Source organism: Rhizobium sp. Root1334 (genome assembly GCF_001426665.1).
GTDB lineage: Bacteria > Pseudomonadota > Alphaproteobacteria > Rhizobiales > Rhizobiaceae > Pararhizobium.
The window spans coordinates 84,187-100,409 of record NZ_LMEY01000002.1; the positions used below are offsets into that span (position 1 = coordinate 84,187).

Here is a 16,223-nt window from a genome sequence, read left to right on the forward strand (position 1 = left end):
AACGGCAGCAGATGCACATTGTTCCTGACGGGAGGGAACACTTGGCACCTCCCAGCTCTTTCACTTCTTTCAATCGAAGAAAGGAAGCATCGTGAAAGAGAAAATTCTGACCTCCGCCGGTGGCGAGAGGACATACATTCTCGTACTGGACGAGGGCGATGAAGCGCTCACCAGCATTGTGGCCTTTGCGGAAAAGAACGAAATTTCGGCTGCCTCCGTGACGGCGATCGGCGCGTTTCGTGAGGCGACTGTCGCCTTTTTCGAGTTTGACGCCAAGACGTACCGTGAAATTCCGGTCGTTGAGCAATCCGAAGTCTTGAGCATGATCGGCGACATCGCGGTTGACGACGCCGGCAAGGCCAGTTTGCACTTGCACGTGGTTCTTGGGCTATCCGATGGCAGTACGCGTGGCGGCCACTTTATCAGCGGCAGTGTGCGGCCGACATTGGAGGTGATCGTGCGGGAAACAGCCGCCAATCTTCGCCGCAGGAAAGACGAAAGTCTGGGTATTGCACTGATCGATCTGTCGGCAGAAACCTAGGGTATTATCTCAGCGCTCAAGCCGCGAACTCTAAAATGACGGAAAGCCCCAGGGTCTGTGCATCCCGTGCATTTTCGACCAGCCCGACCGGTGCATTGATCCGATCAGGCTCCGCTATGGAGAAGCCAGGGGACCAAAGTCCTCGCATCGCCGCGCATGGTTTTTGGCTGTCGAGCGCCCGGATAAAAGCGTTAGAGCAGCCGCCAGGGATGAATGAGCTATGATCTTCTCTGCCGCCGGGGCGGGGACTTCGATCGCGTCGCAATCGATGCGAAATCACGACGGATCTACGCGGTATAGGAGGGCGAAATGGGTGCCAGAGGATTACGAGGTTTGGGTGTTTGGTTCGGCCCCTGACAGCAACGCCTTGCCCTGGAAATCGCAACCAGGGCGTTTGCAATTTCCGCCTTTGCCCAGCCCGCGCGGAATGCCTCTTGGATCGGTTGCTCGACTTTACGCTCTAACGCATCTTTGCAATCCATCACGTCCTTCGTATGGGCCATCCTATGCCGGCGATTTCACAGGTTGCATGGCCTCACTGGTTGTTGGGTTGCGGATTGCTGAATTTCCAGGCTGCTTCCGGTCCAAGGACTGTTCGTTAATCCACAACTCGTGCTTTTACCGGCAGCAGGCAGCGCAGCGCCGTATGCTGCGCCTCCTGCTGCCCGGCAATCGACCTGCGGTGTTGCCCTGCCGGTTTAGTCAGACGGTTCTCGCGCCCAAACCCGCAATTCACCAAGTCGGGAAACAAAGGTGGCCAGCCCGTTGTCGCCGGGGAGAGCGACGATCCCCTCGTCGAGCGCATCAATAATCCCGGCCTTGTCCAGGAGCGGCATCGCGGACCGGTCGTACCCGATGAATTTGCAATGCTGGAAGGCGTCGGCAACGAAATCACGCGCAGTTGCTTCCTTCACCAGGTCTTGAATTGCCTCAGCTGAAGTCAGGAGAGCAACGGCGTCGAACAGCACGGACGGCGCTCCATCGATCATATGCTTGGCTTCCACCAGGCTTCCATCGGACGCGGTGACGCCGCCGACTCTCGGCGCGATCAGTTCAACCACAGCCTTTTCTTTGACGATGGCCGCGGTCAGACCTTTCAGCAGTTTGGCATCGACACCGTCGGTAACAACAATGCCAAGTTTGCGGCCTTCGAAGCGGTTGGGCCCGCGTTCGACGATGCTAAGCGCCGGGGAAGGCTCCAGGTCCTGCCGGGGCGGCACGGCGGCATCCGCGGGCTTTGGCATCGAATGCAAGCCCAGCTTTTGCGCCACAGTCGTTGCCATCGTCTCATCGATGTTCAAAAGATGCGATACCATGCGCTCGCGGATAGCCGGTGTTTCCACCTTGCTGAGTTCGAAGGTCAGTGCTGCGGCAATGTGGCCTTGTTCAGGCACCGTCTGGCTGATGTAGAACTGCCTTGCCTGACTGTAATGATCAGCAAAGCTTTCAGGTCGCAGGCGAGCCTTGGCTCCCTGTTCGTCGGCCGGAAAATGACGATATCCCCGTGTCGGAGATTCGCGTGGGCCTTCGCCGAACGAGTTCGGTTGATAGTTAGCGCGGCCGGCCGGGTTGCGCATTGCCATATGGCCGTCCTGTTGGAAGTGCGCGAAAGGACACTTCGGCGCATTGATCGGCAGGTGAGTGAAATTCGGTCCGCCGAGCCGCTTCAACTGCGTATCGAGGTAGGAGAAGTTTCGTCCCTGCAGCAACGGATCGTTGCTGAAATCGATACCCGGCGGAACATTGTGGGTCATGAAGGCGACCTGTTCCGTCTCTGCGAAGAAATTGTCGGGCATCCGATCGAGAACGAGCCGGCCAACCGGTTCGGGTGGCAGGACTTCTTCCGGGATGATCTTGGTCGGATCGAGGATGTCGAAGTCGAACTTATCGGCGAAAGCCTGATCGAAAAGTTGGACCTGCAACTCCCATTCGGGAAAGTTTCCGGATTGGATTGCCTGCCAGAGATCGCGGCGATGGAAGTCCGGATCGGCACCATTGATTTTAACCGCCTCGTTCCAGGCGACGGACTGAAGGCCGAGTTTCGGCTTCCAGTGGAACTTGACGAAGGTGGATTCGTCCTTGGCGTTGATAAACCGGAAGGTGTGTACGCCAAACCCTTCCATGAAGCGGAAGGAGCGGGGAATAGTGCGATCCGACATGATCCACATGACCATGTTCATGCTTTCCGGCGTCAGGCTGATGAAATCCCAGAAGGTGTCGTGGGCCGTCTGCGCCTGCGGAAAAGCGCGGTCCGGCTCCTGCTTGGCGGCATGGATCAGATCAGGGAACTTGATCGCATCCTGGATGAAGAACACCGGGATGTTGTTCCCGACAAGATCCCAGTTGCCCTCCTGCGTGTAGAGCTTGACTGCAAAGCCGCGTACGTCGCGCGCAAGGTCGGCCGAACCTTTGTTGCCAGCAACGGTCGAAAACCGTACAAAGGCCGGGGTTTTTTCGCCCGCACGCTGAAAAAGATCGGCTTTGGTGTAAGCGGCGAGGGAGTCATAGGTCTCAAAGTAGCCGTGTGCCCCGTAACCGCGAGCATGAACCACGCGCTCGGGAATGCGCTCGTGGTCGAAATGGAAAATCTTTTCGCGGAAATGGAAATCATCGACGAGCAGCGGGCCGCGCGGGCCGACACGCAGCGAGTTCTGGTCGTCTGCAACCGGCCCGCCTTGCGCCGTCGTCAAAACCGTCGCGTCGCCCTCTGCTATCTGGTGCAGTTCACCGCCTACGCCGCGGCCAAGCTTCTGGTCGTGAATGGTTGCAACCGGCCGCTTCAACGGAGGGGATTGTGCCGTGATTTTCTTCGCCATAGTAAGCTCCTGATCTTTGAGGTTCTGCTTCATACTGACGCTCAAAACAAAAGGCCGCCAGGAAGGGCGGCCCAAATGCAGTGATGGTGATTCAGCTGGCCTTTTTCTGTGCACCTTTAGGATTGGCGGACGCTTCACCCATGGCGGTGAGTTTCTGATCGGTCGCGATTTCTTCCTGCAAGTTTGCATCAATAAGCGGTACGGCGTCCTTTAGTCCCAGCTGTGTTGCCCACGATTTCAGTGTCCCGTAGCGGGCGATCTCGTAATGTTCGACGGCTTGGGCGGACGAAATCAGGCCCGCATCGAGTGCTGCGGTGCCTTTGTATTCCTCCATGATTTCTTCGCCTTCGGCGATGATTCCCTGGATCGCCTCGCAGGTTTTGCCACGGGCAGACTTGCCAAGGATTTCGAACACCTGTTCGAGACGTTCGATCTGGCCCTGGGTTTCATCTCGATGGTGAAGAAAACCCGATTTGGCGTCTTCCGACTGGGCGGCACGTGCCATCTTCGGAAGAGCCTTCAATATCTGCTTTTCTGCGAAGTATATGTCCTTGAGGGTATCGAGAAACAGATCGTTCAGTGTCTTTTCGGCAGCCATGACATCTCCATCACATTTTCGAGAGCTCGTGACCGGACAACCTGAACAAGGGTTGAAAGTTCCCGAGCGGTGCAAAATTTTTTGAGATTCCAATTGGCCGCCAAAGCTTGAGTTTTAGGACCTGTGCTCCATTTGATCTGCCCATACGCCGAACATCACGGAGGAGGTGATCGAATGACGCGGAACATCATGGCGCTGGTATTTGCCGTCGTCTGCGGACTCTGCAGTGCTGGAGTGACGCATGCCGAGCAGATGGCAGTGAGATCGACCACCAGCATAAAGAACGATCTCAATTATCTGATGTACACGCCCGACGACTATGCGTCGTCCGACAAGGCGTATCCGCTTGTTGTGTGGCTTCACGGCGGCGATCAGGGCGGGACAGATATCGAGAAGGTGAGATCGAGCGGCATTCCGAAATTGATCGAAGATGGCAAGAAATTTCCCTTCCTGGTGTTTTCACCCCAGAACCCAAGTGAAGAATTGCTGTATCCGATCGAGAAAGTGGAAGCTGCGCTCGACGAGGTCATGTCGAAGTATCGTGTCGATCGCACACGGGTCTATGTCGTGGGCTTTAGCCGCGGCGGCTTCGGCACTTGGGCGATGGCGGAACAGTTTCCCGAAAAGTTTGCCGCTTTCGTCCCGATCGCCGGCGGCGGTAATCGTCACTACCTGAGCAGGACGAATGAGAAGGCGTCCTTCTGGGCGTTCCATGGCACAAGCGATGACGTCATTCCCTTGTCGGATTCAGTAGTGCTTTACGAACGCTTAGTCGGTCTGAAGCGGAATGCTCGTTTGAGCGTTCTGGAAGGCGCGGATCACGCGGGCGTCGAGTGGGCTGCTCTGAACGATCCGGAACTTTGGGATTGGCTTCTGAAGCAGCGCCTTGAGGCCGCGCCACAGTAGATGTCTGAATCTTTTCTCCGTAAAAGGCAATGGCGAGGCGTCAGGTTGGCGCCGCGTTGCGGTCATCGAGCCTCGAAGGAGTGGAGCCATGTCATGTATGGAGGCATCCCTCGAAAGGCCCGCATGTACAATCGGGCCAAAGTCCGCCAAGCTCGGCACGACGTCATTCCAGAGATCGGCCTCGAGGTTGAAGCCCGGTACGAGAAGAATAGGACATAATTTCTCCCTGCCCCCGCCCCAGAGCGACCAGAAGCGAATGGATGCAATATCCAACGATCACGCCGATAGTGGCACGAAGCCTACACCAGCCCCGTCCGACTGAGCCTGAGAGGCGGCAAAGAACATATCCGGCCGGGGCGCAGACCAACGGCTATAAAGTAAGCGAGAAAAGAGAGAGCGTGTTTGTCTCCATGTTACGGCGTCGACTCATAAACTTTGGCACCATATTCTTGTTGCGACGAGCCTTACGGCGGCGAGGTAGTTTTCCGGGCGCTTGTCATATCGGGTTGCGATTCCCCGGAACTGCTTGATCCTGTTGAAGAACCGTTCCACGAGATTGCGTTGCCTGTAGACCCAGCGCGAGAACACGAAGGAGCCCTTGCGATTACTCTTCGGCGGGATATTGGCCCAGGCCTTTCGCTCGGCGGCCTTAGCCCGAATGGCATTCGTGTCATAACCCTTGTCGGCCAGCAGGATGTCCCCCTCGCCAAGCTCATCCGTCAGCGCGTCGGCTTCGGCACAATCGGCGATCTGTCCACTGGTCAGATGCAGATTGACCGGGCGACCTTCGGCATCGACGAGCGCGTGGATTTTGCTCGTAAGCCCGCCGCGGGAACGTCCCATGCCACCATCGTCTCCATCCCTTTTTTTCCCGTGGCCGCGTGCTGGTGAACGCGGACACAGGTCGAGTCGATCATGACGATGTCGCCATCGTAGGCCTTGGACACCGCTTCAAGAAGCCGATCCCATACCCCGGCTTTGCGCCAGCGGACGAAGCGGTTGTAACAGGTCGTCGGCGGGCCATAGCGTTCCGGAACTTCCGCCCAAGGCGAGCCCGTTCGAAACCGCCAGAGGATGCCATTCAGTACCCGCCGATCATCGACCCGGGCAACACCGCGTGGCTTGTTGGGCAACAACGGCGATATGATCGACCATTCGTGGTCAGTCAGTTCGTAGCGACGACGCGTCATCAAATGCTTCCCTATTTCGAAGCCTTGAATCACGGCGGCCGATAAATGCCAAGAAATTTTATGAGTTTACGCTGTAGCAAGATTCGACTGATCGGCCAAAGGTGCTGCTTATCTTGCCAACTGAACGTCACAAAGTTTTTGCTGCTGATATCTCAAATATGACTACGCGCTCCACGGCCTTTTAGGCAAGCTTTGCGGCTATGAAAAGTGTGTGCAGTTGCAATTTTGAGGTTTGTAAGGTCCGGGGCAGTTAGGCGATCCACGGAATGTCGGCGTAAGGCGCAACGAGCTTGTTCGCATCACGCTGTCGCTGGTTCGAGTACTCGTAAAAGAACCAAGAGTTGCAAGCCAATCAAGCGGCAGGCAAGGCCGTTATCGTAGAGAACAACAAGCTGCCGGATTTCGACCCGGCCGCTTGTCTCCGTTTCGGTCTTAGTGCCGATGCTCCGGCATGTCCTTCAGCTGATCCTTTGTCCATCCGGTAACGGCATGGACGTCGCCATCGTCATCCCGCATGAACTCGAGATCCGTCAGCGGGACCGAAACCGGTTTTGCTCCAATACCCAGGAACCCGCCGACATCGATGATCGCAGTGCCACCAGCGCCTGCACCATGTACGTGATCGACCGTGCCCACCTTAGAGTCGTCCGCGCCATAGACTGTGGCGCCTTCGAGAATGTCGGCGGTGAGCTCGCCAGCCGCGAGGCGGACGTGGTTTGTATGATCCATTGCTTCCTCCATTGATTACTTTCGTGTGCGAGAACAAACTCGACGCCGCACAAATTGTTCCCGTGAGAGGTTCCTGCAAGGACCACGTGGGCGAAGGTCGGGGTCGGATCGCGGCGCCCCTGAAGCATAGTTCTGCTTGCACCGCGTTAGAGCGAACGTCGGAGCCGTGACTGGCGGAACATTGTCGCTTCGCATGTGTTTTCGGGGAGTATTCTGTGTTTTTCGCTGTTCGTAGGGTGGGCATCGCTGACGCTGGAGCAGGACCATACCTGCGGGTGCGGAAAGCCCGTGGCGGCCAGGCACGTCTGGTTGCTCTGCGGGTAAACAGGACGTCATTAAGCAATGGAGGCAAGTATGGTGGAGGCAAACATGGCCGGGGACCTGCACAACGATGTCCGTGAGAGGCTTGAAGATTTCGTCGACACTTTCGTCGTCAAAGGCGCACGGGCGGGCGATGTCATTGAAATCATCATTCAGGAGGCCGTTTTTCTGCGCCAAGCCTATGATCGTGATCCAGACCCGGCGGATGATAGCGGCACCGACCTCGACGCCGAACCCTCGAACGGCTGGCCGTCGGCGGGCAGCCAGCCGAAGCAGGGCGGTTCGTAATCGTGGCGCATACCGCAAAGGATAAGAATACTCTCAGGGCAATCCTTGAGGACGTTGTGGCCCGTGTACGCAAAGCGACACCAGACCTCCTGGAAGAGGCAGCCGCAAAGGCTGATGTAGCCGGTAAAGTGGCGCCGGTTAAACGGGACTTCGAGCAATTCGGCATCGCTGTGTTCTTGCAGGACGGGCAAATGGCGGCGGCTGGCAATTCCAAGACACCCTTTCCAATCCAATCGATTTCCAAGGTCTTCGCGCTTGAGGTCGCTCTTGATGCGATTGGTGAGAGAGTTTGGGAGCGCGTTGGCCGTGATCCGTCCGGCGACCCGTTCAATTCGATCATCGATCTGGAACGCGCAAAGGGCGTGCCGCGCAACCCGTTCATCAATTCAGGCGCACTGGTCGTCTGCGACATCCTTGCCGGTATCGGTGGGCGTCAGGGGCCAAACAAGCACGTCCTAAGGTTCGTTGAACGAATGCTGGACGATGAGACAATGACGCTGGACCAAGGCGTCATGGACAGCGACCGCACCGGAGGGGATCTCAATCGATCTCTGATGTTCATGGCGAGACATCACGGTAACCTCAAGCATCCTGTAGAAAAGGTAATGGACGCTTACATTCATCAATGCGCCATCACACTCGACTGTTGCGGGCTTGCCAAGGCTGGCCGTTTTCTCATTCCTGGAGATCGCACGAGCGGAAACACCGTCAAACTCAAGGCTGCACGCAGGGCACGCCGCATTTTGTCGATCATGATGCTATGCGGTCAGTATGACGGTTCCGGCGATTTTGCGTATCGCGTCGGCCTTCCGGCAAAATCCGGCGTGGGCGGTGGAATTCTTGCGATCGCTCCCCACCAGGCATCCATTGCCGTATGGTCACCCGCGCTGGATCCCATGGGGAACAGCTGGCTTGGAACCCTCGGCCTCGAAATTCTGACGTCGAAAACCGACTGGTCTGTGTTCGGTGCCACCCGGCGCTGATTGCGTTTCGCAAAGCAAGGGCAAGGGTACCTCTTAGGGGGAGGCCTGCGTTGTTATCCGTGGCGGCACTGCTCTTTCGACGAGCGCCTCGATTTCCGTCGCGTTGCCGGACGTCAATCGGTCCCCAAGTGTCATAGTTAATTGCGCCGGATCGGGCACCGGCTATTCTTTGCAAGCGTTTGGAGGTTGAGATGGAAAATGGAAAGCGCCACCGTGGTTCCTCTCCAAGAGGAGAGTTCGAGCAGTCGAAAGCAGTCGCAACGGCGATGATCGAAGACCAGCGAGCGGCAGACCGGCTGAAGACGGAGAGCCTGCGCGCTGCCCGGCTCCGGTTGAAAGCAAGCCAGTCCGGCCCAATACCCGTTAAGCGCTGACCGGCCATGCATTGGCCGGGAAATGGCTGCTGCGATTGTCGGGCAAAGCAGCCCCACGAGGGAACCTACTTCGCGCGCAATCGTTTTGGGAAAGTGACGGAGGCAGGTTCCAATGAAGACGACCCACACAGAAAAGACTGACGATCTCCACGAAATTATCGATCAAAAGATAACGGCACTCGTGCTGGAGATGGAAAACGCGGATTGGCCAACGAGTGACATTGCGCGTGCCGTTCATGACGTCGTGAAAACGCGATGGCTCGACACCGCTTCGTCGCTGGAGGAGGCAAGCCGGGCGGTCTCCAAAAATTTCGTATCGGATGGAAACGAGGGCTAGAACCCCGCTCGCGGCAATTTAAGAGGAAAGCCCTGCAATGACGACCCAGTTTCAAATCGTTTGCCTCAGTGCGCTCGACCCGGCCGGGGAAGACCGACGGGACGAACCGGAGCTTTCCTATTCCGAGGCATTGATGAGGGCAGAGCAACTCAAATTCGAGGGCATCGCTTTTCGTGTTTACACCGACGCAGACCTGACCGCAGAGCAAACGCAATCCCTCCTCGATCTTGGAGCATTGATGTAGGATTGCAGCCGCAGGGCGCTATTTCCACATGCCCCGCATCTTTTCCGCCACATCGATGCGGATCTGTTGTGCGCTGCGGCCGGAACGATCGGGTGTCACCATCGGCCATCGGGTCACCTCGAAAAACTGCAGAAGGGTGGCCGGAATGAAACGTGTCCTTGAGGCAAAGACGTGACGATCACCCTGCGGGTTCTGGTTGTGCGTGAAAAACCGCAAGGGCGTCACAAGCGCCAGATTGTCCTTGGCTCGCGTCATGCCGACGTAGAGCAGGCGCCGCTCCTCTTCGAGTTCATGGGTCGTGCCCGCTCCAAGATCGGAGGGGATGCAGCCATCGACGACATTGAGCATGAACACGGATCGCCATTCCTGGCCCTTTGCCGAGTGAATGGTCGACAGGATCAGATAGTCTTCGTCAAGCAGCGGCACGCCCGCCTGATCGCTTGTCGCATCCGGCGGATCAAGGGTCAGTTCCGTCAGGAAGGTTTCGCGCGACGCGTAGCCGGCAGCGATCTGTTCAAGCTGCAGCAGGTCGGCCAGGCGGGTTTCTGCATCCTCATGGATGCGACCAAGATGCGGCTCATACCACAGACGCGCCAGGCCAAACTCTGCAGGCCAGCCGGCTTCGGCTTTGCGCAGGGTCTGAAGCATGGAGACAAACGACGGCCAATCCTCTGAGGATCTCGGCGGAGCCGGGATCTCTCCCAAGGCAACAAGCGGCTCGGGATCGGCGGCGATCGCATCGAGGATTTTGCCAGCCGTCTGCGGTCCAATCCCGGGCAGCATGTTCAAAAGCCGGAAACCGGCGACCCGATCGCGTGGGTTCTGGGAGAACCGCAGCACTGCCAGCATGTCCTTGACATGGGCGCTGTCGAGAAACTTGAGACCTCCGAACTTGACGAAAGGAATGTTGCGGCGGGTCAACTCCACCTCAAGCGGCCCGCTGTGGCTCGATGTGCGAAACAGCACGGCCTGTTGCCTCAGCGTCATGCCGCCCTCACGGTTTGCGAGGACCTCCTCAACGATGAAGTTCGCCTGGTCTATTTCGTCTTTGACGGTGACAAGCTTCGGGCGCTGTTCAGATTGGCGTTCGGTCCAGAGATTTTTGGTGAAACGCTCGCGCGCCAAATCGATCACCCCGTTGGCGGCGGCAAGGATCGGCTGTGTCGACCGGTAATTCCGGTCGAGTGTGATGATATTGGCGGCCGGGCTGAATGAGCCTGGAAAATCGAGAATGTTGCGCACGGTGGCTGCGCGAAACGAGTAGATCGATTGCGCATCGTCACCCACGACCGTTAGGCCATGACCACCCGGCTTCAAGGCCATCAATACGGATGATTGAAGCTTGTTGGTATCCTGATATTCGTCGACCATGACATGGTCGAAAAGGTTGCCGATTTCTTCGGCCAGTTCTGTATCGGCGACCATTTGCGCCCAGTAAAGCAGCAAATCGTCGTAATCGAGGACATTCTGCTTCTGCTTGGCCTCGACATAGGCACTGAACAGAGATTTCAGCTGTTCTTGCCACATCGACACCCAAGGATAGTGGTTGCGCAGGACCTCGGCCAACGCAGCCTCGGAATTGACGGTCCGCGAATAGATGGACAGGCAGGTTCCTTTTGTGGGAAACCGTGTTTCCGTTTTCGAGAATCCGAGTTCGTACCGCACAAGGTTCATCAAGTCGGCACTATCCTCACGGTCATGGATGGTAAAATCGGTATTCAAGCCAATCTGTGCTGCGTGCATGCGCAGCAGACGCGCGCCAATGCCATGGAAGGTTCCGGCCCAGGAAAGCGCGTCTGTCAACAGGGCGGCATTGCTGCCGATCACCTGTCTGCAAATTCGCTCCACCCGCCGTGACAATTCCGACGCTGACCGGCGTGAGAACGTCATCAAAAGGATACGCCGGGGGTCGGCGCCGTTGACGATGAGATGGGCGACACGGTGGGCAAGCGTATTGGTCTTGCCCGATCCCGCGCCCGCGATAATCAACAACGGACCCGCGATCGGGGCTTTCGGCAGGCCAACGCCATACTCGACGGCGCGGCGCTGTTGGTCGTTGAGTTTTTCCAGATAGGCTTGTGCCATAATGCTTCCGGGTTGGCTGGGAATGGTTTCGGCAGAGATTTTGATCTTCGAACAAAAACGGAACATATCGTTTTGACGTGCCGTTGGAAACCACGATTTGGAATTTCAGCGTTTCTGTTTCGGATCCAGCCGTGAATAATGGATGGCTATTAATCGAACAGCACAGCAGCAATGGCGCTGCTGGTGCAAAGGTAAATCGAAAGTGACGAGCGCACTGGAACTCCTCAAGTCCGTAGCAACCAATGGAGCAATCACCCGTAAAAGCTCTCGATATCTTCTACGGCAAGGTCAACGCGCAGATCGATTTCGCCAAGCAGATGTCTCTATCAAAGACCCCTGCATTTGACGGCTACTCCAGTGTTCACGGCGGACTTGATCAGTGCCTCGGGAAACTGCCCGTAAAGCTCTGCTGGTCATTCTTCGCGGTGCGCCCGTCAGGATGTTGACAAACGACAATGTTCAGGAACTGAAAGCCGTTTTCGGCGAAGGACTTAAATCATGAAAACTGCCGATCTGGTCGATGCATTCGGTGACGACGTTTCCTTCTGCGACCTGCCCTTCATCAAGCTTGGACAGAAGAAACTGTTTTCGGGCGAGATCGAGACCGTCAAATGCTTCGAGGACAATGCGCTTCTGAAGGCGGAGCTGCAGAAGCCGGGTCGCGGCCGGGTGATGGTCGTCGATGGTGGAGGCTCCACGCGGCTGGCCCTGCTCGGTGACCAGATCGCCCTGATCCTCAAGGAGAATGATTGGGCTGGCATCGTCATCAACGGTTCGGTGCGCGATAGCGCCGAGATCGACGCCATGGATGTCGCGGTCTTCTGCCGCGCGGTGTCGCCCAAGAAGTCGTCAAAGGATGGTGTCGGCAAGGTGTCTGTGTCCGTCAGCTTCGGTAACGTCACGTTCCGGCCGGGCGAATATCTCTATGCCGACAGCGACGGCATTCTGATCGCCGCGAAGCGTCTCGACGCGGAGCGCGGGTGAAACGACGCCATGACAGCGATCGCCAACATCACCGTCGGTTCCTCACGCTACGACATTATAGACCTGCCCGCCGAGGCGGGAGATGCGCTGGCGCGCCTGCCTTACATCCATCGCATCGTGCTCGAAAACGTATTGCGCACGGCAGGCCAGGAGGCGGGTGCCGCGAAACAGGCGATCCTTGACTGGCTGGAAACCGGCACGAGCGAACGGGAAATCCCGTTCCTGCCCGGTCGCGTTCTGATGCACGACACGACATGCGGGCCTGCGCTGGTGGATATCGCGGGCATGCGCTCGGCCCTTGCCGAAGCCGGCGGCGATCCGGCGCTTCTGAACCCCGTCGTTCCAGTCGATGTTTCCACCGATCACTCCATCGGTGTCGATGTGTTCGGGGAAGCCGGGGCGTTGGAGCGCAACATGACACGCGAGTTCCATCGCAACGCGGAACGCTATCGCTTCATGAAATGGGCGACCAATACGCTCGATGATTTCCGGGTGCATCCGCCGGGCACGGGCATCATGCACACCCTTAACCTCGAGAAACTGGCGACGGTGGTGGCGACCCGCGACAGCGGCGGCCGGCACTGGGCGATGCCGGATACGCTGATCGGGACCGACAGCCATACGCCGATGATCAACGGCATCGGCGTGCTTGCTTGGGGCGTTGGCGGCTTGGAAGCCGAAAGTGTTTTCTTCGGAAAACCGGTTGCCCTGCGCGTTCCCGATGTGGTGGGCGTGCGGCTGACGGGGCGGCTGAAAGAGGGCGTGCTGGCAACGGATCTTGCGCTTGTGATGACCCATATCCTGCGCAAGACCGATCTGCAGGATAAGTATGTGGAGTTCTATGGCCCGGGCGTATCATCGCTGACGGCTGGGGACAGGTCCGTTGTCGCAAACATGACGCCGGAATTCGGCGGCAACAGCGGCTATTTCCCGGTTGACGAGAAGACGCTTGCCTATCTACGCACAACGGGTCGCACCGAGCAGCAAATTGATCTCGTCGAGAGCTATTGTCGTCGGGTCGGGCTGTGGTTCGATCCGAACACTGCGCCGAGGTACACGAGCACGATTGAGATCGATCTTGCCAGTGTCGAACCCAGCTTGGCAGGGCCAACCCGCCCGCAGGACAGGTTGCCGGTGAGCGGCACGAAAGCTGCCATCGCTTCGATGAAGAAGAATGCGATCTCCATTCAGGACCAGCCAAACGATGGCGCGGTAGCGATTGCAGCCATCACCAGCTGCACCAACACATCCGACCCGAGGTTGGTGATCGCGGCAGGGCTACTTGCTCGAAAGGCCCGCGCCTATGGTCTGCATCCGCCGCACTGGGTTAAGACCTCGCTTGCGCCCGGCTCGCCGACGGCGGAGCGCTATCTTCGCCGAGTGGGTCTGCTTGAGGATCTGGAAGCCCTCGGTTTTGGCATCGTCGGCTACGGCTGCACGACCTGCATCGGAAATTCCGGCCCGCTGACAGAACCGGTTACCAAAGCAATGAGTGAACGTGGCATCCTCCCTGTTGCGGTTCTCTCCGGAAACCGCAACTTTCCGGGCCGGGTTCATCCCCAGCTCGAAGCCGGTTTCCTAGCATCACCTCCCATGGTGATCGCCTTTGCCCTGGCCGGGACCGTCGAGATCGATATCATGAGCGACGTCATCGGTTATTCGCCGGATGGCGAAGCAGTCACGCTGGCAATGCTCTGGCCGCAAAGTGCGGAGATCGACGAGGCAGTCGCACTTGCAACCGACAGCAACGATGTCACGCCGGCCTACGCCGAAGCAGAGGCCAGCCGCATGTGGCGGGACCTCGATGCGCCCGAAACAACGCTGTTCCCCTGGGATGACAAATCGACCTACATTCGCAGGCCTCCCTTTGCCAGCTTCGGCAAAGGCAGCCTGCTCGGACACTACACGGCCCACCCACTGCTCGTCCTCGGCGACGATATTACGACGGATCATATCTCTCCGGCCGGCGCGATCCCGGCCGCGAGTGAAACGGGCAGATATCTAACCGCGATGGGCGACAATCCGAAGGACCTGAATGTCTACGCCTCCAGGCGTGGCCACTGGGAAGCCATGGTCCGCGGACTGTTCACCAACCGGGCTGTGCGAAACAGGCTGGGAGATGACATTCCACCCGGTTCCACCATCCACTGGCCATCGCAGGAAATCCTGCCCTTGTGGAATGCGGCACAGCGATATGCCGTGGAAGGCCAGCGCGTCTTCATCGTTGCAGGCGATCGATACGGAATGGGCTCTTCACGGGACTGGGCGGCCAAGGGAGTTTCGCTCCTCGGTGTCAGTGCCGTCTTGGCCCTGAGTTTCGAGCGCATTCACCGCTCTAATCTTATTGGCATGGGTATATTGCCGCTGCGGCTCGCTCCAGAGTTCGGACCATCGATGCTTGATCTTAAATCCGGAGACACTCTGGAAATCGACGCGGACATCGATCGCGTTTTCCCCCGGAGCGCGATCCGTGTGACGATCCGGCGCGTTGGCCGCGGAGTTCTCTCCTTCGTCGCAACAGCCGCAATCGAGACAATGGCAGAGGTGGAGACGCTGAAAGCCGGGGGAATACTACCTCTCATCGTACGTGATAAAATGGCTTTATCGAAGCGCAAGGCGGAACATCAACTCGACACCGTTCTATAATTACGGCGACGTCTCTGGTTTAGATATTTCCACGATTTGCCTATTTTGAAAGTATGGGTCGCGCTTCAGCACCTAATTGGTAACCGATCCGGTATCTGGAACGTGTCGCAGGAATTGGGCCTGTGCTGCCGTCGGCATCCAGTTTGTTCGCAAGGTCAGGATCTTTCATAGGCAGATCATAGAGGATAACTCGTGATCTGCGCCTCCTGTTGGCAGCTAGGCGTAGATCCGAATGGGGCGTAATTAAATCATACATTATTTGTTGATATGGATGCCATAATGTTTTACTCCTTGTCGGGAGACATTTTGAGGAGAAAAGCATGCAAATTTTGAGGTTTGAGACAGCGGGTCAAGCGCGCGTAGGCATTGTGGACGGGGGTAAAGTGTATGATTTGGCCATGCTGGTGCCCGGAACGTCAGGCGATATGATCGCTGTCCTGGAAGCTGGACCAGCCCTGCTGGAACAGGCGCATGCCGCTCTGACTGGTTCAGAGGGCATTGCGTTAGACGATGTAAGGGTTCTTTCGCCGATCGAGCGCCCCGGCAAGTTCATCTGCATGGGCCTCAACTATCTCGAACACGTCAAAGAAGGTGGCCGAGACATTCCAGATTACCCGACCCTCTTCCTTCGCGTTCAGACCAGTCTGTTGCCTCCCGGTGGTGAGATCGTTCTGCCGAAAGTCTCGGAAAAGCTAGATTTCGAAGCGGAATTGCTGGTGGTTATCGGCAAGAAGGCTCACAATGTTTCGGAGGCCGAGGCATTGGATTGCGTTTATGGCTACACCGCTTTCAACGACGGCTCGTTGCGCGATTACCAGCGCCGTACCACCCAATGGACGGCCGGCAAGAACTTCGATGCGACCGGTCCCTACGGCCCGGTCATCGTGACGGCGGATGAACTTCCGGCAGGCGCCGTTGGTCTTTCCATCCGCTCGCGCCTGAACGGCCAGATCATGCAGGATGGCAATACCAAAGATCTGATGTTCAGCGTCGCGCGCATCATCTCCTATGCCTCTGAGGTCATGACGCTTGAGCCGGGTGACGTTATCGCCACCGGTACGCCGTCAGGCGTTGGTTTCGCGCGCAATCCGCCTGTTTTCATGAAGGACGGCGATCTTATCGAGATCGAAATCGAGGGTATTCCGACGCTCTCCAACCGCGTCGTCGCGGCGGCCTGATCC

Annotated in this window: 16 protein-coding genes; 11 read left to right on the forward strand and 5 right to left on the reverse strand. The window is 57.6% G+C overall.

Features of this window, described 5'->3' with window-relative positions:
• Nucleotides 1–91: 91 nt before the first annotated feature.
• Nucleotides 92–541, forward strand: coding sequence for a PPC domain-containing DNA-binding protein (locus ASD36_RS07910; protein WP_060509719.1), 450 nt, complete (start codon nucleotides 92–94; stop codon nucleotides 539–541).
• A gap of 698 nt (nucleotides 542–1,239) precedes the next feature.
• On the opposite strand, the gene catE is transcribed toward ASD36_RS07910, so the two are convergent.
• Both catE and ASD36_RS07920 read right to left on the reverse strand, forming a co-directional pair.
• Nucleotides 1,240–3,357, reverse strand: a complete 2,118-nt coding sequence (catE, locus tag ASD36_RS07915) for a catalase C (RefSeq protein ID WP_060509918.1) — start codon at nucleotides 3,355–3,357, stop codon at nucleotides 1,240–1,242.
• A 91-nt stretch (nucleotides 3,358–3,448) separates the two neighbouring features.
• Nucleotides 3,449–3,955: a ferritin-like domain-containing protein gene (locus ASD36_RS07920; protein ID WP_060509721.1), complete on the reverse strand. Its 507-nt coding sequence runs from the start codon at nucleotides 3,953–3,955 to the stop codon at nucleotides 3,449–3,451.
• A 189-nt stretch (nucleotides 3,956–4,144) separates the two neighbouring features.
• On the opposite strand from ASD36_RS07920, the gene ASD36_RS07925 reads away from it, so the two are divergent.
• The gene (locus tag ASD36_RS07925; protein ID WP_060509920.1) at nucleotides 4,145–4,861 is read left to right on the forward strand and encodes a prolyl oligopeptidase family serine peptidase; all 717 of its coding nucleotides are present in this window, start codon (nucleotides 4,145–4,147) and stop codon (nucleotides 4,859–4,861) included.
• Nucleotides 4,862–5,287: 426 nt separating this feature from the next.
• Here the strand turns inward: ASD36_RS07925 and ASD36_RS29810 are convergent.
• Nucleotides 5,288–6,051, reverse strand: a protein-coding gene (locus tag ASD36_RS29810) for an IS5 family transposase (RefSeq protein WP_112834711.1) whose coding sequence is annotated in 2 segments (ribosomal slippage) — nucleotides 5,288–5,724 and nucleotides 5,724–6,051 — 765 coding nt in all. Because the reading frame shifts where the segments join, the coding sequence is not laid out codon by codon here.
• A gap of 432 nt (nucleotides 6,052–6,483) precedes the next feature.
• Nucleotides 6,484–6,780, reverse strand: a complete 297-nt coding sequence (locus ASD36_RS07940) for a PRC-barrel domain-containing protein (RefSeq protein ID WP_060509727.1) — start codon at nucleotides 6,778–6,780, stop codon at nucleotides 6,484–6,486.
• Between the two features lie 369 nt (nucleotides 6,781–7,149).
• On the opposite strand from ASD36_RS07940, the gene ASD36_RS07945 reads away from it, so the two are divergent.
• The 5 genes from ASD36_RS07945 (at nucleotide 7,150) to ASD36_RS07965 (ending at nucleotide 9,327) form a co-directional block, all read left to right on the forward strand.
• Complete coding sequence (locus tag ASD36_RS07945; RefSeq protein ID WP_060509922.1) at nucleotides 7,150–7,389, forward strand: hypothetical protein; 240 nt, start codon at nucleotides 7,150–7,152, stop codon at nucleotides 7,387–7,389.
• A 56-nt stretch (nucleotides 7,390–7,445) separates the two neighbouring features.
• Complete coding sequence (glsA, locus tag ASD36_RS07950) at nucleotides 7,446–8,372, forward strand: glutaminase A (protein WP_082562705.1); 927 nt, start codon at nucleotides 7,446–7,448, stop codon at nucleotides 8,370–8,372.
• Nucleotides 8,373–8,563: 191 nt separating this feature from the next.
• Entirely contained in the window at nucleotides 8,564–8,746 is a 183-nt protein-coding gene (locus tag ASD36_RS07955; RefSeq protein ID WP_060509731.1) for a hypothetical protein, read from the forward strand.
• Nucleotides 8,747–8,858: 112 nt separating this feature from the next.
• The gene (locus tag ASD36_RS07960; RefSeq protein WP_060509733.1) at nucleotides 8,859–9,083 is read left to right on the forward strand and encodes a hypothetical protein; all 225 of its coding nucleotides are present in this window, start codon (nucleotides 8,859–8,861) and stop codon (nucleotides 9,081–9,083) included.
• Between the two features lie 37 nt (nucleotides 9,084–9,120).
• Nucleotides 9,121–9,327, forward strand: coding sequence for a hypothetical protein (locus ASD36_RS07965; protein ID WP_060509736.1), 207 nt, complete (start codon nucleotides 9,121–9,123; stop codon nucleotides 9,325–9,327).
• A gap of 18 nt (nucleotides 9,328–9,345) precedes the next feature.
• On the opposite strand, the gene ASD36_RS07970 is transcribed toward ASD36_RS07965, so the two are convergent.
• Nucleotides 9,346–11,412, reverse strand: coding sequence for an ATP-dependent helicase (locus tag ASD36_RS07970; protein ID WP_060509924.1), 2,067 nt, complete (start codon nucleotides 11,410–11,412; stop codon nucleotides 9,346–9,348).
• A 242-nt stretch (nucleotides 11,413–11,654) separates the two neighbouring features.
• On the opposite strand from ASD36_RS07970, the gene ASD36_RS07975 reads away from it, so the two are divergent.
• The 4 genes from ASD36_RS07975 (at nucleotide 11,655) to ASD36_RS07990 (ending at nucleotide 16,220) form a co-directional block, all read left to right on the forward strand.
• Nucleotides 11,655–11,858: a hypothetical protein gene (locus tag ASD36_RS07975; protein ID WP_060509738.1), complete on the forward strand. Its 204-nt coding sequence runs from the start codon at nucleotides 11,655–11,657 to the stop codon at nucleotides 11,856–11,858.
• Nucleotides 11,859–11,910: 52 nt separating this feature from the next.
• Nucleotides 11,911–12,396, forward strand: coding sequence for a ribonuclease E activity regulator RraA (rraA, locus tag ASD36_RS07980; RefSeq protein WP_060509740.1), 486 nt, complete (start codon nucleotides 11,911–11,913; stop codon nucleotides 12,394–12,396).
• 9 nt (nucleotides 12,397–12,405) lie between these two features.
• Nucleotides 12,406–15,042 carry an aconitate hydratase AcnA gene (gene acnA / locus ASD36_RS07985; RefSeq protein ID WP_060509742.1) on the forward strand — a complete coding sequence of 879 codons (2,637 nt, stop codon included), beginning with the start codon at nucleotides 12,406–12,408 and terminating at the stop codon, nucleotides 15,040–15,042.
• A 320-nt stretch (nucleotides 15,043–15,362) separates the two neighbouring features.
• Nucleotides 15,363–16,220 (forward strand): fumarylacetoacetate hydrolase family protein, encoded by an 858-nt coding sequence (locus ASD36_RS07990; protein WP_060509744.1) that lies wholly within the window; start codon nucleotides 15,363–15,365, stop codon nucleotides 16,218–16,220.
• Nucleotides 16,221–16,223 lie beyond the last annotated feature (3 nt).

What these genes read in the sequence shown, in the direction of transcription:
- catE (WP_060509918.1), bottom strand. Translation starts at nt 3,357, where the DNA reads ATGGCGAAGAAAATCACGGCACAATCCCCTCCGTTGAAGCGGCCGGTT.
- ASD36_RS07940 (WP_060509727.1), bottom strand. Translation starts at nt 6,780, where the DNA reads ATGGATCATACAAACCACGTCCGCCTCGCGGCTGGCGAGCTCACCGCC.
- ASD36_RS07990 (WP_060509744.1), top strand. Translation starts at nt 15,363, where the DNA reads ATGCAAATTTTGAGGTTTGAGACAGCGGGTCAAGCGCGCGTAGGCATT.
- acnA (WP_060509742.1), top strand. Translation starts at nt 12,406, where the DNA reads ATGACAGCGATCGCCAACATCACCGTCGGTTCCTCACGCTACGACATT.
- rraA (WP_060509740.1), top strand. Translation starts at nt 11,911, where the DNA reads ATGAAAACTGCCGATCTGGTCGATGCATTCGGTGACGACGTTTCCTTC.
- ASD36_RS07975 (WP_060509738.1), top strand. Translation starts at nt 11,655, where the DNA reads ATGGAGCAATCACCCGTAAAAGCTCTCGATATCTTCTACGGCAAGGTC.
- ASD36_RS07925 (WP_060509920.1), top strand. Translation starts at nt 4,145, where the DNA reads ATGGCGCTGGTATTTGCCGTCGTCTGCGGACTCTGCAGTGCTGGAGTG.
- ASD36_RS07960 (WP_060509733.1), top strand. Translation starts at nt 8,859, where the DNA reads ATGAAGACGACCCACACAGAAAAGACTGACGATCTCCACGAAATTATC.
- ASD36_RS07965 (WP_060509736.1), top strand. Translation starts at nt 9,121, where the DNA reads ATGACGACCCAGTTTCAAATCGTTTGCCTCAGTGCGCTCGACCCGGCC.
- ASD36_RS07945 (WP_060509922.1), top strand. Translation starts at nt 7,150, where the DNA reads ATGGCCGGGGACCTGCACAACGATGTCCGTGAGAGGCTTGAAGATTTC.
- ASD36_RS07970 (WP_060509924.1), bottom strand. Translation starts at nt 11,412, where the DNA reads ATGGCACAAGCCTATCTGGAAAAACTCAACGACCAACAGCGCCGCGCC.
- ASD36_RS07920 (WP_060509721.1), bottom strand. Translation starts at nt 3,955, where the DNA reads ATGGCTGCCGAAAAGACACTGAACGATCTGTTTCTCGATACCCTCAAG.
- ASD36_RS07955 (WP_060509731.1), top strand. Translation starts at nt 8,564, where the DNA reads ATGGAAAATGGAAAGCGCCACCGTGGTTCCTCTCCAAGAGGAGAGTTC.